This is a genomic window from Georgenia sp. G2120 (assembly GCF_055326485.1).
In genome coordinates, this window is sequence record NZ_JBUZNL010000017.1 from 24,515 (window position 1) to 39,146 (window position 14,632).

Consider the following 14,632-nt stretch of genomic DNA (forward strand, 5'->3'; position numbering starts at 1 on the left):
GGTGCGTCTCGCAGACTCCCGCGCGCGTGACGGCGTCGGAGCGATAGCCTCGCAGGTGCCCGTCTTCCGTCGCGTCACAGGAGTGCCATGACCCAGCAGATTCCGACCGCTCGCTCGGGCTCCGTCGTCGGACGACCCGGCGGTGACCGTCTGCCGAATGCCTCCTCGCCCGACGCGGCCGGCCGGCCGACCCTGCCCGGCCCGAACGCCGACCCCAACTCCGCGTGGGCGCCGGCCTCGGCGGCCACGCCCATGCGCATCGAGGACGCGCGGGGAGCGGCGGAGGCTCACCCCTTCTCCGACCTGCCCGGCGCGGCCGTCGCCGGCTGTGCCGTCGCGGCCTGGATGGCGCTGCCGGACGTCCTGCACGGCCGCGGCGCCCGCGCGGTGCTCAAGCTGGGGATCCTCGGGGGAGTGACGGCGTGGGCCGTCGTCCAGGACCGTGCCCGGAAGGCGAAGCTCCCCAAGGGCCTCGTGCAGTTCGGTGCCGACCGGCCCCGCCCGCACGCCCCGGACCCCGAGTCCCGCGGCGCGACGATCGCCCGCCGCGCGGTCTACGGCGGCGCAGCTTTCGCGACGCTCGTCGTCGTCGACTCGATCGGCCACCAGAGCGCGAAGTACCTCGGCGCTCGCGGTATCCCGGCGCCGCACACCCTCCTCGGCCTCGCGGCCGGCGCGGCCACGGCGATCGGGGTCACCTCCAGCCGCTGACCCGGCGGTCTCCGGCCGCCGGCACCCCCGTTGACGCGGCCTCGTCAGCACGCGCCTCCACGAATGGGGGGCAAGCGACCATTTTCCGGCAGGATTCTGGTCGCTTGCCCCCCATTCGTGGCGTGGGGCAGCGTGTGGTGCCCGCTCGCCGCTGTCGGCCCCCGCCGCTATCCTCGAACATGCGTTCGAGATCCGGGCGCCGCCGTGCAGACCCGGGAGGTGGCCGTGGGCGCCCGCTACGCCGAGCTGCACGCGCACTCGGCCTTCTCCTTCCTCGACGGCGCCAACCTGCCCGAGGACCTCGCCGCCGAGGCCGCCCGCCTGGGCCTCGAGGCGCTCGCGCTGACGGACCACGACGGCCTGCCGGGCGTCGTCCGGCTCGCGGAGGCCGCCCGCACCCTCGGCCTGCCCACCGTCATCGGCGCCGAGCTGGGGATCGGCTCCACCGGACGGACCTCCGCCGCGGCCGGCGGCGGCACCCACGGTCTCGGCGGCCCGGCCGACCCGGACGGCGAGCACCTCCTCGTCCTCGCCCGCGGCCGCGAGGGCTATGCCCGGCTCTCCGCCGCGATCTCCCGCGCCCATCTCGCCACCGGCGTCAAGGGCCGCGCGCGCTACGACCTCGCCGAGCTCGCCGACACCGCCGCCGGGCAGTGGATGATCCTCACCGGCTGCCGCAAGGGGGCCGTCCGCCGCGCGCTCGAGCCCGAGCGCGGCCGCTTCGCACCCGCCTCCGCGGCCCGCGAGCTCGCCCGCCTCGCCGAGAGGTTCGGCCGGGACAACGTGGCCGTCGAGATCACGGACACCGGCGACCCGCTCGACCAGGTCCGCTCCGCCGCGCTCGCCCAGCTCGCCGAGGACGCGGGCCTGCCCCTCGTGGCCACCGGCGGCGTGCACTGCGCGCGACCGCAGGACGTGGCGCTCGCCCACGTCATGGCCGCCACCCGTGCCCGGGCCTCGCTCGAGGAGATCGACGGCTGGCTGCCCGCCGCGCCCGCCCACCTGCGCTCCGCGGAGGAGATGCTGAGCATCCACCGGCACCACCCGCACGCGGTGACCGCCGCGGCGGACCTCGCGGCCGAGCTCGCGTTCGACCTGCGGCTCGTCGCCCCGGACCTGCCGCCCCACCCCGTTCCGCCCGGCCATACCGAGGCCACGTGGCTGCGCGAGCTCACCCATCGCGGGGCGGAGCGGCGCTACGGGCCCCGCGGGGCGGAGCGCATCCCCGGCGCGTGGGACATGATCGACCACGAGCTCGAGATCATCGACGAGCTGGGCTTCCCCGGCTACTTCCTCATCGTCCACCAGATCGTCGACTTCTGCGTCGAGAACGGGATCCTGTGCCAGGGCCGCGGCTCGGCCGCCAACTCCGCCGTCTGCTTCGCGCTCGGCATCACCGCCGTCGACGCCGTCACCCACCGCCTCCTCTTCGAGCGCTTCCTCTCGCCGGGGCGCTCCGGCCCGCCGGACATCGACCTCGACATCGAGTCCGGCCGCCGCGAGGAGGTCATCCAGTTCGTGTTCGAGCGCTACGGCCGCGAGCACGCCGCCCAGGTCGCCAACGTCATCGCCTACCGACCCCGCTCCGCCGTCCGCGACGCCGCACGCGCCCTCGGCCACGGCACCGGCCAGCAGGACGCGTGGGCGAAGAGCGTCGAGCGGTGGGGGTCACTCCGGACTCCTGACGCCGGTGACGAGGTCCCGGACGCACCGTCAGGTACCCCCGCGCCCGCTGCCTCTTCCGCCCCCGCCACCCCCGAGGACCCGCGCTGGCCGGGCACCACCTGGTGGGACGTCGAGCAGGTCGGCCGCTCCGGCGTCGCCCCCGTGATCGCCCCTGAGGCCGCACCGCCCTCGGCGCCCGCCCCCGGCGCCGACGACGTCTCCGGCATCCCCGGCGAGGTCGTGGACATCGCCGAGCAGCTCCTGCGCCTGCCCCGTCACCTCGGCATCCACTCCGGCGGGGTGGTCCTGTGTTCCCGCCCCGTCATCGAGGTCTGCCCCGTCCAGTGGGCCACGATGCCCGGCCGCACGGTCCTGCAGTGGGACAAGGACGACTGCGCCGACGCCGGGCTCGTGAAGTTCGACCTCCTCGGCCTCGGCATGCTCACCGCCCTCCGCCTGGCGTTCACCGAGCTCACCGACCGCGGCGTCCGCGGCGTCGACGGCCGCCCGCTCGGCCTGCACAACCTCCCGCAGGACGACGACGCCGTCTACGACCTGCTCTGCGCCGCGGACACCGTCGGCGTCTTCCAGGTCGAGTCCCGCGCCCAGATGGCCACCCTGCCCAGGCTGCGGCCGCGCACCTTCTACGACCTCGTCGTCGAGGTGGCCCTCATCCGCCCCGGCCCCATCCAGGGCAACTCGGTCAACCCCTACATCAACCGCCGGCTCGGCCGGGAACCGGTCACCTACCTCCACGACCTGCTGCGTCCCGCGCTCGAGAAGACCCTCGGCGTCCCGCTCTTCCAGGAGCAGCTCATGCAGATCGCCATGGACGCCGCCTCCTTCACCCCCGCCGAGGCCGACCAGCTCCGCAAGGCCATGGGCGCCAAGCGCTCCGAGGAGCGGATGGAGGCCCTGCACGCCCGGCTCATCGAGGGCATGGCCGGCAACGGGATCGACCGGGGCGTCGGCGAGCAGATCTTCGACAAGCTCAAGGCCTTCGCCGACTTCGGCTTCCCCGAGTCCCACTCCTTCTCGTTCGCCTACCTCGTCTACGCGTCCGCCTGGCTCAAGGTCCATCACCCGGAGGCGTTCTACGCCGCGATCCTCGGCGCCCAGCCCATGGGGTTCTACAGCCCGCAGACCCTCGTCGCCGACGCCCGCCGCCACGGTGTGCGCGTCCAGCGGGCGAGCATCAACGGCTCGTCCGTGCACGCGAGCGTCGTCGTCGCGCCCGAGGGGCACACCCCCACGCCCGACGACGACACCCCCGGCGGCGTCGCCCCCGTCGAGTCCGTGGCTCGGCTCGTGCGACCCGACCCCGGGCGGGCGATCCGCCTCGGCCTGGCCGCCGTGCGGGGCGTGGGGGAGGAGGCCGCGGAGCGGATCGTCGCCGAGCGCGACCACGGCGGGCCGTACGCGAGCATCGCCGACCTCGCCGGACGCGTCGACCTCACCACCGCCCAGCTCGAGGCCCTCGCCACCGCCGGCGCGCTCGACCTCGGCGGCGACCGTCGCCAGGCCCTGTGGACGGCCGGGGCGCTCGCGGGCGCGCACGGGACCACGCGCCGTTCGTCGTCGGGCGAGAGGTGGATCCAGCCGCCCCTGCCGGGGACGACCCCCGGGGTGAGCGCCCCCGAGCTGCCCGGCATGACGGAGGTGGAGACCGCCGTCGCCGACGTGTGGGCGACCGGCGTCTCCCCGGGCACGTACCCCACCCAGTACCGCCGCGCGGACCTCGACGATGCGGGCGTGCTCCGCCTCGCCGACCTGCCCCGGGCCGAGTCCGGGCGCCGGGTGCGCGCCGCCGGCGTCGTCACCCACCGGCAGCGACCGCACACCGCGCGCGGCGTCACGTTCCTCTCGCTCGAGGACGAGACCGGGCTCGCCAACGTCGTGTGCTCCGCCGGCGTGTGGGCGCGGTACCGGCAGGCCGCGCGCACCTCCGCGGCCCTCGTCATCCGCGGCATCGTCGAGCGCGCGGACGGCGTGACGAACCTCGTCGCCGACCAGATCACCCCGCTCAGCCTCAGCGTCTCCACCACGTCGCGCGACTTCCGGTGAGGTGGACGGCGGTGGTCGACGGCCCCGGCGCGAGAGTGGTCGACCACGCCGAGCCGGTCGTCGGCCGTCCTATGGTGACCGGGTGAGCAGCGCCTTCCTCGGCCACCGCAGCGGTGAGCCGGCCTTCCGACGTGCGCTGCTCGCCCTGTTCGCCATCGGCATCGCCACCTTCGCGATGATCTACTCGGTCCAGCCGCTGCTGGCCGTGGCGGCGCAGGACCTCGACGTCTCGGCCACGTCGGCGACGATGCTCATGACCGTCACGACCTTCGCCCTCGCGATCGCCGTGCTCCCGCTCGCCCGCCTCTCGGAGCACCTCGGGCGCAAGCCGATCATCATCGGCGGGCTCGTCGTCTCCGTGGTCACCGGGGTGGCGAGCGCGATCGCCCCGAGCTTCGCGCTCATGCTCGTCCTCCGCGCGATCCAGGGCGCGGCGCTCGCGGGCGTCCCTGCTGCCGCGCTCGCATGGGTCGCCGAGGAGATCCACCCGAACGCCATCACGCGTGTCGGAGGCCTCTACATCGCCGGCAACACGCTCGGCGGCATGGGTGGCCGCGTGCTCGCCGGGTTCGCCTCGGAGCTCGTCGACTGGCGCGGCGCGATCGTCGTCGTGTGCGTCCTCGGCGCCGTGTTCTCGATCGTCGCCCACCTCCTCCTGCCGCCCGCCCGGAACGCCCCCGCGCGCGGCGGCCGACGGGCGAACCCCGCCCGGCCGGACACCACCGAGGCCCGGCGCAGCCGACTCGTCCTCTACGGCCTCGCGTTCCTCGGCATGGCGACCTTCGTCGGCGTCTACAACGTCATCAGCTTCCGCACCTCGCTGCCGCCCTACTCCCTGGGCGCGGGGCTCGGCTCGATGTTCTACCTGTCCTACATCGCCGGGACGTTCACGTCCGCCTACGCCGGGCGTCTGGCCGCGCGCACGGGAATCAGGGCCGGGATCCTGCTCGGGCTGGCGGTGTGCGTCGGCGGCGTGCTCCTCACGCTCGCGACGCCGATGGTCCTCATCTGGGCGGGCCTGTTCCTCCTCGCCGGCGGATTCTTCGTCCTCCACGCGCTCGCCTCGGCCAACGCCGCCCGCCTGAGCCCCAGGCCTTCCGACGGGTCCGGCCGGTACACGCTCTTCTACTACCTGGGCTCCTCGGTCGGCGGCGTGGTCCTCGGTCTCGCCTGGGACGTGGGCCAGTGGGGCGCGACGGTGGTCGGCGCCGTCGTCCTGCTCGGGCTCGCCGGCGTGCTCGCCCTCCTGCTGCCGCGCCGCCCCGCGGCGGGTGCGTCGTCCGCCGCGCACCCTCCCGTCCCCTGACCGGCCGCTGCGCGAACCATCAGCGGGGCACAGGTCGTCAGCCGGAGCGCCGTCCGCCGCGCACCCTCCCGCCTCCTCGTGAGACGCTTGGAGCCGCGCACAGAAAGGGAGTCCATGGCCCGCATCCCGCTCGCCAAGCTGCTCAACGTGGCCGTCGTCGCCGGCCCCGCCATCTGGAAGATCGTCTCCCGGTACGGGCCCGTCCTCATCGACCTGCGCAACAAGAACCCCGCGGCGTTCGACAAGGTCGCCGGCTCTGTCAAGGGCCTCGCGGGCTCGGTCCGGCCGGGCGCGGGCAACCTCGCGACCCAGGCCGAGGTGGTGCGCAAGCAGATCAACTACCTCGTCGCTTCCGCCGACGACGACGCCGAGCTCGCCCGCGTGGCCGGCTGGCGCAGGCGGCTGGAGAAGATCGAGGCTGCCGTGCCGCTGCTCGAGGCGATGAGCCCCAAGGTCAGGAAGGCGCAGACCAAGACCCTGCGCGCCCAGCTCGACACCCTCGCGGCGGAGGTCCTCGACGCCTTCATCGGCGAGCAGGCCGAGGACGCCGGGCTCACGCAGATCGATCCGCAGCCGCCCGCCGCGCAGGGTTGACGCGCACCCGCGGTCGCCCGGGGGATCGGCACCCATCCCGATCGGGCGCCCGTGGTCGATGGGGACTTCTCCCCGGACACCAGAATGTCGCACGTACTGTCGGTGCCGCGTGATTAGATCGTGTCATGACGAACCCGCCGAACTCCGGCTCGCCCGAGTACCCCGGAACTCCGCAGCCTGACGAGAACCAGCCCGCCGAGGCGGAGGACGACGTCGAGGCGACCATGCTCGCGCGTCGCCCCATGCCGACCTACGGCCAGCAGCAGCCGCCCGCTCAGCAGGGTGGCTACGGGCAGCAGCCCCCCGCCCAGCAGGGTGGCTACGGGCAGCAGCCGCCGGCCCAGCAGGGCGGTTACGGCCAGCAGCCGCCGGCCCAGCAGGGCGGTTACGGCCAGCAGCCGCCGGCCCAGCAGGGCGGTTACGGCCAGCAGCCTCCGGCCCAGCAGGGCGGCTACGGCCAGCAGCCTCCGGCCCAGCAGGGCGGCTACGGGCAGCAGGCTCAGCAGCCGATGTCCGGACAGTCGCCCGACCAGGCGCCCGCGGGCTACGGCCAGTCGACCTCGCCCGCCTACGGGCAGGGCAGCTACGGCTCCCCGGCCGGCGGTTCGCCGAGCTCCTACGGTTCGCCCGCGCAGCACGAGTCGGCAGCCTCGGCCGGACAGGCCGCCGGCTACGGCGGCAACGCCTACGGCGCACAGGGCGGTCAGGGCTCCTACGGAGAGGCCGGCGCCTACGGCGTGGCGACCTCCACCTCGGCCAAGGCCGGCGGGCCCATCGGGCCGTTCAGGCTCTTCCCGCCGGCGATCTCCGGCTGGGTGATGCTCGGCGTCGCGGTGCTCTCCATCCTCGCGCTCGTTCTGCCCTGGGCATCCGTGGAGTACTCGTTCTTCGGCGAGACGACGAACGACAGCGGGAACGGGTTCGGCGAGTACACCGGCTATGCGGTCATCATCCTCCTGGCCGCGCTCGCCGCCGGCGCCGGTGGTGTCCTCGTCGCCATCCGGCAGAAGGTGGCCATCGGCACGCTCGCGGCGGCAGGTGGCGGTGTGCTCATCTTCCTGCTCGGTCTGATCGGCTTCATCGACGTCGCGGGTGACGTCGGCACCGCCAACGACGCGATCGGAGACTCCGGCGCGGGCGGCGCGAGCCTCGGATTCGGTGCGATCCTCATGCTGATCCTCGCGATCGCTGCGCTCGGTGTCGGCGCCTGGATCGCCCTCACGTCGCTCGGCACCATCAAGGGTGGCGAGACCCCGTCCGGTCAGCCGGCCGGCGCGGGCGGCGGCTACGGCCAGCAGGGCGGATACGGCGGCGGCCAGGCCGGCGGCTACGGCCAGCCCGGCGGTCAGCAGGGTGGCTACGGCGGTGGCCAGGCCGGCGGCTACGGCCAGCCCGGCGGCTACGGCCAGCAGGGCGGCTACCAGCCCGGCGGCTACGGCCAGGGCTGATCCACCACCCCTGACGCCAGCCCCGACCCAGCACCTCGGGGGCACGCTCCCACCCGGACGGGCGGTCCGGCGCACTCGCGCCGGACCGCCCGTCCGTCGTCGTAGCGGACCACCCGCCCTCCGTCGTCGTGGCAGACCACCGGCCGTCCGTCGTCGTCGGGTATTCCGGACGGCGTGTCCGGCGAATGCCCTTGCCCCGGTTCTATGACACTGGTTTACTCCGAGTGCACCACGCGCTGACCATCACCATGAGATCCGCGCGCCCGGCTCACGACACCGAGGCAGGTGGACGCACAGATGCGTTCCAGTTCCGAGTCCATGTCCGAACGAGACCAGCCGGGCGGCCCACCCGGCACCCCACGCCGACGACGACGTTGGACCGCCCGGATGGCGGCCGCACTGGCGGGGGCGACCCTGCTCGGCGGCGCCGCCGTCGGCCCGGCAGCGGCACGGGCCACCGGCGGCGAGGTCGGCGGCTCCGGGGACGACTACTTCCTGTCGAACTCGATCCAGACCGTCGGCGAGATCGAGTTCACCTACGGCCGGACCGGCGACCGCCTCTACGTGGGCGACTGGGACGGGGACGGAGCCGACTCCCTCGCCGTCCGCCGGGGACGCGTCTACCACCAGCGCAACTCGCTCAGCGGCGGCGCCGGCACCCAGGTGGCGTTCGGCAGGGACAGCGACACCACGTACGTGGGCGACTGGGACGGGGACGGCCGGGACTCGTTCGCGGTGCGCCGCGGCAACGTGTTCTACATCCGCAACGCGGCCGGCTCCGGCGGCCACGACGCCGAGCTCGCCTACGGTCGCGCCTCGGACCAGGTGCTCATCGGCGACTGGGACCGCAACGGCCGCGACGACGTCGCGACCCGCCGCGGCAACCACTACTACTTCCGCACCTCGCCCGGCAGCGGCCCCGCCGACCGCGAGGCCACCTACGGGCGGGCGAACGACGAGGTGCTCGTCGGCGACTGGAACGGCGACAACTTCGACACGCTCGGCGTGCGCCGCGGGAACGCGTACTACCTGCGCAACGCCATCACCAGCGGCATCGCCGACGTCGAGGTCAACTACGGCCGGGACGACGACGTGGTGCTCGTGGGCGACTGGGACGGCAACGGCACCGACACGCTCGGCGTGCGACGCCCCCCGGCCCCGCCGCCTCCGCCGCCCCCGCCCGCCCAGTACCCGATCGCGTCCTACGGGACGCTGCGCACGGGTCAGCCGGCCCACCATGTCGTCCATGCCGACGCGGTCCGCGAGCGCACCCTGCGCCTGCCCGGGTTCGACCTCTGGCTCACCCCGCGCACCGAGTTCGACTGGCCCTGGGCGATCCCCAACAGCGCGAACACGCGCGGCATCGTCGCCGAGGCCTTCTGGTTCGCCCGCGGTGACTACGCCCGGATGATCGCCAAGGTCGACCGCTGGGAGGGCTACGACCCCGCGCTGCCCCTGAGCCGGATGAACTACACCCGCCAGCTGCGGGGGACCGACGTGGCCGGCCAGAACGCGTGGGTCTACGTCGCCACCCCCTGGCGCGTGGCCTACGCGCACGACATCGGGTGGATCGTCCGCAACGGCGACTACGTCAACCGGTACTGAGAGGAGAACGACATGCGATCGATCATCAAGCCCCTGCTCGCGGGCGGTGCCGTCCTCGGCGTCGGTCTGCCCCTGACGTTCACCCTCGCCGCCGACGTGGACGTCGCGCGCACCACGCCCGTCGACGCCGCGGGCGACCCCGTCCCGCTCTCGCTCGCCGAGGAGGTGCCCGACGACGCCGGCTCGCTCCTGCCCGACGGCGTGGCCACCACCACGGGCACCCTGCCCGGGACCGACACGAGCGGGTCGTCCACCGACTCGAGCACCGACGGGCCGGACCCCGGGCCCGACGACGCCGCGCCCCAGCTGGTGGGCGACCACCTGCTGCGCGAGGTCGGCCAGGTCGCGGGCCTGGCCGACGACGCCGGTGAGCCGCTGGTCGAGCTCGTCGTCACGTCGATCGAGACGGCGCAGACCTGCCCGAGCCGGGTCGACGAGCAGTTCGACCCGGTCAACGGGCACTTCCTCGTCGTCGAGATCACCGCCGCCATGGCGGAGGCCGCCGGCGCCGACGCCGAGAACCCCGAGGACGTGTTCCTGCCGCTCGCGGCGGACTTCTTCACGGTGCTCGGGCCCGACGGCGCCGAGCAGCCCGGCACGCTCACCGACGCGTCGTGGTCCTGCTACACGATCGACGAGCTCGTGGCTCCGTCGCTCCTGCCCGGGGAGACGGACTCCGGCTATGTCGTCCTCGACGTAGCCTCCGAGACCGGCACGCTCGTCTACGACCCGTCCGGCACCGGCAGCGGCTGGGCCTGGGAGTACTGACGAGACGGATCCGTGGCCGGCCGTGTGCCGGCCACGGATCCGTTCGCTATAGCCAGCCGTGCTCGCGGGCGACCTGCGCGGCCTGGGCGCGCGTCGACGTCGACGTCTTCCCGATCGCGCTCGAGAGGTAGTTGCGCACCGTCCCGGGGGAGAGGTGGACGGACGCGGCGATCTCGGCGACCGGGGAGCCGTCGAGCGCGGCCCGCAGGACGTCCCGCTCCCGCTCGGTCAGCGGGTTCGCCCCGGCGGCGAGCGACTCCGACGCGAGCGAGGGGTCGACCACTCGAAGCCCGGCGTGCACGCGGCGCACGGCCTCGGCGAGCTCGCCCGCCGGCGTGTCCTTGACGACGAAGCCGCTGGCCCCGGCCTCGAGCGCCCGGCGCAGGTAGCCGGGCCGGCCGAACGTCGTCACCACGAGCGACCGGGTGCCCGGCAGGCCGGCGGCGAGCTCCCTGGCGGTCTCGATCCCGTCGAGGCCCGGCATCTCGATGTCGAGCAGGCACACGTCGACGTCGGCGGCACGGGCGGCGTCGACCACCTCGTCACCGCGGCCGACCTGGGCGACCACCTCGATGTCGGTCTCGAGGTCGAGCAGGGCGGCGAGAGCGCCGCGGACGAGCGCCTGGTCGTCGGCGAGCAGCACCCGGATCACAGGTGGACCTCCAGTCTCGTGCCGGCCCCGTCCGGACCGGCGCCTACCTCGACGGTGCCGCCGGCCTGGCGGACGCGCTCGCGCAGGCCCCGCAGGCCGTTGCCCTCGCGCCCGGAGACGCCTCTTCCGTCGTCGTCGACCGTCAGTCCGGAGTCGCTCCAGCGCACCGTGCACGTGGCCGCCCCCGAGTGCCGCACGACGTTGGTGACGGCCTCCCGCAGCGCCCACGCCATGGTGATGCGGTGCCTCGGGTCGACGACGTCCGGGTCGTCGGGGAGGTCGGCGGCGATGCCGGCACCGGACAGGGCGACCGCGGCCGCGTCGAGCTCGTCGGTGAGCCGCGCGACGCGCAGGCCCGCGACCGTCGCCCGGATCTCGGCCAGCGCCTGCCGGGAGAGGGACCGCACCTGGGCGATCTCCTCCTTCGCGCGCACCGGGTCCCGGTCGACGAGCCGCTCGGCGAGCTCGGACTTCACGGTGATGACGGTGAGCGAGTGGCCGAGGACGTCGTGGACGTCGCGCGCCACGCGGTCGCGCTCCTCGGTCAGCGCCAGCTCGGCCTCGAGCTCGTGCTGGCGTGCGGAGCGCTCGTCGAGCGCCACGGGGATCGAGCACGCGACCGCGACGAGCAGGATGATCGGGCCGTAGAGCCACCACGGGGCGTCGTCGGCCGCGCCGAAGAACCACGGCACGACCATCGCGGCGCTGATGGTCACGGCGGTCAGGGTCCACGCGACCAGTGGCGGCAGCGTGAAGGTGACGAGGGCGACGACGTAGGTCGCCATCGCGATCGCGTCCACGCCGAGCGGGATCGCCACGAGGGCACCGATCCCGACGAGGATCGCGAGGTGGACGAGGCCGTGCCGCACGCGCTCCGGGCCGGCCCGCTCGGGCAGGTTCCGGAACGCGTGGACGTAGACCAGCGCGAACGCGACGATGAGCACCAGGCCGGCCACCTGTACCCAGGGTGCGTGGCCCTCCACGAGAAGGGCCCCGATCGGGAAGGCGAGGAAGACGAGCCAGATGGCGGCCATGAGCCAGCCGATCCGGTCCCACGGGTCACCGGAGGCGGCGACGGCCCGCGAGGGACCGGCGCCGGCGTCGGTCGGCCCTCCGGCGACCGTCGACGCACCGGCGTCGGGTGCGGCTCGTGTGCCGGCGTCGCTGTGCGGCCGGGCGGAGGGATCCGGCGTCACCGCGCCGTCGGCCTCGGGCGTGCGGCCGCGGCCCGGGGCGGTCGCCGTCCCGGACCGCGCGAACGGGTCGTCGGTCACTGCCGCGACCGTCCGCGGCGCACGCTCCACACCGCCAGGGCGGCGAACACGATCGTCCACACGAGGAGGTTAACCACCGGGACCCAGAGCGGCTCCGCGGGGCCAGGGTCGCCGATCCCGGTCTGCAGGGGAACCCCGTCGGTGACCGGGCGGCGGGCCAGGGCGACGTAGCCGTACATCGGGGTGAACTTCGCGATCTGCAGCATGATCCCGGACAGCGGGAAGAAGACGTTGCCGAGGAACGCGACGACGACGAGCATGCCCGACGCGGCGCCCACCGATCCCTCGCTGCGGAAGATCTGGCCGACGGCGAGTCCGAAGAACGCGAACGTCACGGCCCCGACGACGATGACCACGGCGGACAGCGCCCATGCCGTGGGGTCGCCCGACGCGCCGGTCAGCGCACCGAGGAGGTAGATGAGGGCGACGGGGACGAGCGCCACCACCAGTGCGACCGAGGCCTTGACCGCGACGAACCCTGCGTCGGTCATCGGTGTGAGCCCGAGCTGGCGGCCCCAGCCCTGCATGCGCTCGACCGCCGCCATGCCGCCGAGCGAGGTCGTGGCGGTGACGGCGCCGTAGGCGGCCATCGCGATCATCACGGTCATCGCCACGTTGCCGTGGGCGAGCTCGACCTCCCCGTAGGACTGGACCGCCCCGAAGATGACGTAGAGCAGGGCGGGCAGGATGCCGACGAAGAAGAGCGTCGTCACGTCGCGGCTCAGCCGCGTCATCTCGATCCGGAAGTATGTCGCGTTCATCGGGTCGCTCCGATCGAGGTGGTGGCGGTCCCTGGGGCGGGGTCGGTGGAGGCGCCGGTGTGCGCCGTCGTCGTGCTCGTCGTTCCGGTGGGAGAGAACAGGTCGTCGATCTCGTCGGCCGCAGCGACGTCGTCGCCGGTGATCGCGACGAACGCGCTCTCGAGCGAGCCCGCCGTGATCTCGAGCTCCGATCCGCCGAGCTCGGTGAGCAGGAGGCGCGCGACCGCGTCGGAGTCGGCCGCGGCGACGCTCAGCCGGCTGCCGGACGTCGTCACGGTGCGCACGCCGGGCCGCTTCCGCAGGTCCCCGGCCACGGCCTCGAGGCGGGCCGGGTCGACGGCGGCGCTCACCGTCCGGCCGGTCGCCCGTGCCCGGATCTCCTCGGTCGAGCCGTCCGCCACCACCCGACCGCGCGCGACCATGACGATGCGGTCGGCGAACGCGTCGGCCTCCTCGAGGTAGTGGGTGGCGAACACGATCGTGCGGCCGGCGTCGGCGTCGGCGTGCATGGTGGCCCAGAACTCGCGTCGCGCGGAGACGTCCATGCCCGCGGTCGGCTCGTCGAGGACGATGAGGTCGGGGTCGGGCAGGAGTGCGAGCGCGAACCGGACCCGCTGCTGCTCGCCGCCCGAGCACTTCGAGATCCGTCGCCCCGCGATGCCCTCGATGCCGGCGCGCGCCATGACGTCGTCGACCGGCTCGTGGGTGGGGAACGTCGAGGCGATGAGCGTGACCGTCTCGCGGACCGTGAGGTCGCGCAGCAGGCCGCCGGACTGGAGGACCGCCGAGACCCGGCCGGCGGCGACGGCCTCGCGCGGGGAGCGCCCGAACACCGTGGCGGAGCCGGCGCTCGCCTCGGTCAGGCCGAGCACGATGTCGAGGGTCGTCGTCTTGCCGGCGCCGTTGGGGCCGAGGAAGGCGACGACCTCTCCGGGGCTGATCGTCAGGTCGAGCCCGTCGACGGCGCGGACGGTCGAGGCTCCCGATCCGAAGGTCTTGCGCAGCCCGACGAGCTCGACGGCCGGTGGTACGGCGGTCCCAGGTGTGGTCATGGCCCGAGCATCGCCGGACCGCGCGTGCTCCCACCATGGGGTCGTGTCACGAGGTCCGTGTGACACCTGTCAGTCGGGGCGGTCGGGGGACGCGGTGCCGGGAGCTGCGGCGTCGTCCCGACGGGGCTGGGATCACCGGTCCTTCGGCCCGCGGGCGCGGAGCTCGATCCAGAGGCGGTCGTCGTCGCGGACGAGGACACCGTGGCGCCGGTCGAGGCCCGTGCCCGGCGCGGAAACGGACCACCGGCGAGACGCCCGGCCTCGGGTCGGGTACCCCGGGCGCGGGATCGACGAGGTGCATGCGCGCCCGACCGCGCCCCGCGGACCTCACCCGGACGCGGACGGGTGGGCCGAGCGGCGTGGTCGGCGCGCCGAGCAGCCGCCGTTGCCACCTCCGGGTCATGACGATGGTCAGTGCACCGCTCCCGGCGGCGGCCAGCGCCAGAGCGACGCTGCCGAGCACGAGACCGACCCGGATCGAGGTGGGGGAGTCGGGCGACATGCTCCCGTCGGGTGCCACCCAGACCTGGACGGGGTCGCCCACGGCGAGCGGGTCGTCGCACCGGGAGTAGGAGTCGCGACCGGGAACGCCGTCGACCGTCCAGCTCACGGTCACGTCGAGGCGGTCGGTCGACCGCCCCCGGCAGCTGCCGTCGGTCGTCACCTGCTCCACCCGCGCGGTGACCTCCTGGCTCCGGCCGAGCAGGTGGTCGAGGCTGCCGGTGGCCGCCG

Annotated in this window: 11 protein-coding genes; 7 read left to right on the top strand and 4 right to left on the bottom strand. The window is 74.3% G+C overall.

The window, feature by feature from the left end:
- Positions 1-87: 87 nt before the first annotated feature.
- The 7 genes from ACZLMO_RS15080 to ACZLMO_RS15110 all read left to right on the top strand — a co-directional run bounded on the left by ACZLMO_RS15080 (position 88) and on the right by ACZLMO_RS15110 (position 10,161).
- Positions 88-711: a hypothetical protein gene (locus tag ACZLMO_RS15080; protein WP_425715789.1), complete on the top strand. Its 624-nt coding sequence runs from the start codon at positions 88-90 to the stop codon at positions 709-711.
- Positions 712-936: 225 nt separating this feature from the next.
- A complete protein-coding gene (locus tag ACZLMO_RS15085; protein WP_463654193.1) occupies positions 937-4,440 on the top strand; it encodes an error-prone DNA polymerase in 3,504 nt (1,167 codons plus the stop codon).
- Positions 4,441-4,522: 82 nt separating this feature from the next.
- Entirely contained in the window at positions 4,523-5,746 is a 1,224-nt protein-coding gene (locus ACZLMO_RS15090) for an MFS transporter (protein ID WP_425715787.1), read from the top strand.
- Positions 5,747-5,860: 114 nt separating this feature from the next.
- Positions 5,861-6,340, top strand: a complete 480-nt coding sequence (locus ACZLMO_RS15095) for a hypothetical protein (RefSeq protein WP_425715786.1) — start codon at positions 5,861-5,863, stop codon at positions 6,338-6,340.
- Positions 6,341-6,465: 125 nt separating this feature from the next.
- Positions 6,466-7,788 (top strand): hypothetical protein, encoded by a 1,323-nt coding sequence (locus ACZLMO_RS15100; protein WP_463654194.1) that lies wholly within the window; start codon positions 6,466-6,468, stop codon positions 7,786-7,788.
- A 387-nt stretch (positions 7,789-8,175) separates the two neighbouring features.
- Complete coding sequence (locus tag ACZLMO_RS15105) at positions 8,176-9,393, top strand: gamma-glutamylcyclotransferase family protein (RefSeq protein WP_425715784.1); 1,218 nt, start codon at positions 8,176-8,178, stop codon at positions 9,391-9,393.
- Between the two features lie 12 nt (positions 9,394-9,405).
- Positions 9,406-10,161, top strand: coding sequence for a hypothetical protein (locus ACZLMO_RS15110; protein WP_425715783.1), 756 nt, complete (start codon positions 9,406-9,408; stop codon positions 10,159-10,161).
- 46 nt (positions 10,162-10,207) lie between these two features.
- Here ACZLMO_RS15110 and ACZLMO_RS15115 read toward each other — a convergent pair whose 3' ends face one another.
- The 4 genes from ACZLMO_RS15115 to ACZLMO_RS15130 are packed head-to-tail and all read right to left on the bottom strand — an operon-like array spanning position 10,208 to position 13,900.
- Complete coding sequence (locus ACZLMO_RS15115) at positions 10,208-10,813, bottom strand: response regulator transcription factor (protein WP_425715782.1); 606 nt, start codon at positions 10,811-10,813, stop codon at positions 10,208-10,210.
- The gene (locus tag ACZLMO_RS15120; RefSeq protein ID WP_425715780.1) at positions 10,810-12,087 is read right to left on the bottom strand and encodes a sensor histidine kinase; all 1,278 of its coding nucleotides are present in this window, start codon (positions 12,085-12,087) and stop codon (positions 10,810-10,812) included. The genes ACZLMO_RS15115 and ACZLMO_RS15120 overlap by 4 nt, the downstream gene beginning before the upstream one ends.
- Entirely contained in the window at positions 12,084-12,848 is a 765-nt protein-coding gene (locus ACZLMO_RS15125; protein WP_425715778.1) for an ABC transporter permease, read from the bottom strand. The genes ACZLMO_RS15120 and ACZLMO_RS15125 overlap by 4 nt, the downstream gene beginning before the upstream one ends.
- Positions 12,845-13,900, bottom strand: coding sequence for an ABC transporter ATP-binding protein (locus ACZLMO_RS15130; RefSeq protein ID WP_425715776.1), 1,056 nt, complete (start codon positions 13,898-13,900; stop codon positions 12,845-12,847). The genes ACZLMO_RS15125 and ACZLMO_RS15130 overlap by 4 nt, the downstream gene beginning before the upstream one ends.
- Positions 13,901-14,632 lie beyond the last annotated feature (732 nt).

What these genes read in the sequence shown, in the direction of transcription:
- ACZLMO_RS15100 (WP_463654194.1), top strand. Translation starts at nt 6,466, where the DNA reads ATGACGAACCCGCCGAACTCCGGCTCGCCCGAGTACCCCGGAACTCCG.
- ACZLMO_RS15095 (WP_425715786.1), top strand. Translation starts at nt 5,861, where the DNA reads ATGGCCCGCATCCCGCTCGCCAAGCTGCTCAACGTGGCCGTCGTCGCC.
- ACZLMO_RS15080 (WP_425715789.1), top strand. Translation starts at nt 88, where the DNA reads ATGACCCAGCAGATTCCGACCGCTCGCTCGGGCTCCGTCGTCGGACGA.
- ACZLMO_RS15105 (WP_425715784.1), top strand. Translation starts at nt 8,176, where the DNA reads ATGGCGGCCGCACTGGCGGGGGCGACCCTGCTCGGCGGCGCCGCCGTC.
- ACZLMO_RS15125 (WP_425715778.1), bottom strand. Translation starts at nt 12,848, where the DNA reads ATGAACGCGACATACTTCCGGATCGAGATGACGCGGCTGAGCCGCGAC.
- ACZLMO_RS15130 (WP_425715776.1), bottom strand. Translation starts at nt 13,900, where the DNA reads ATGACCACACCTGGGACCGCCGTACCACCGGCCGTCGAGCTCGTCGGG.
- ACZLMO_RS15110 (WP_425715783.1), top strand. Translation starts at nt 9,406, where the DNA reads ATGCGATCGATCATCAAGCCCCTGCTCGCGGGCGGTGCCGTCCTCGGC.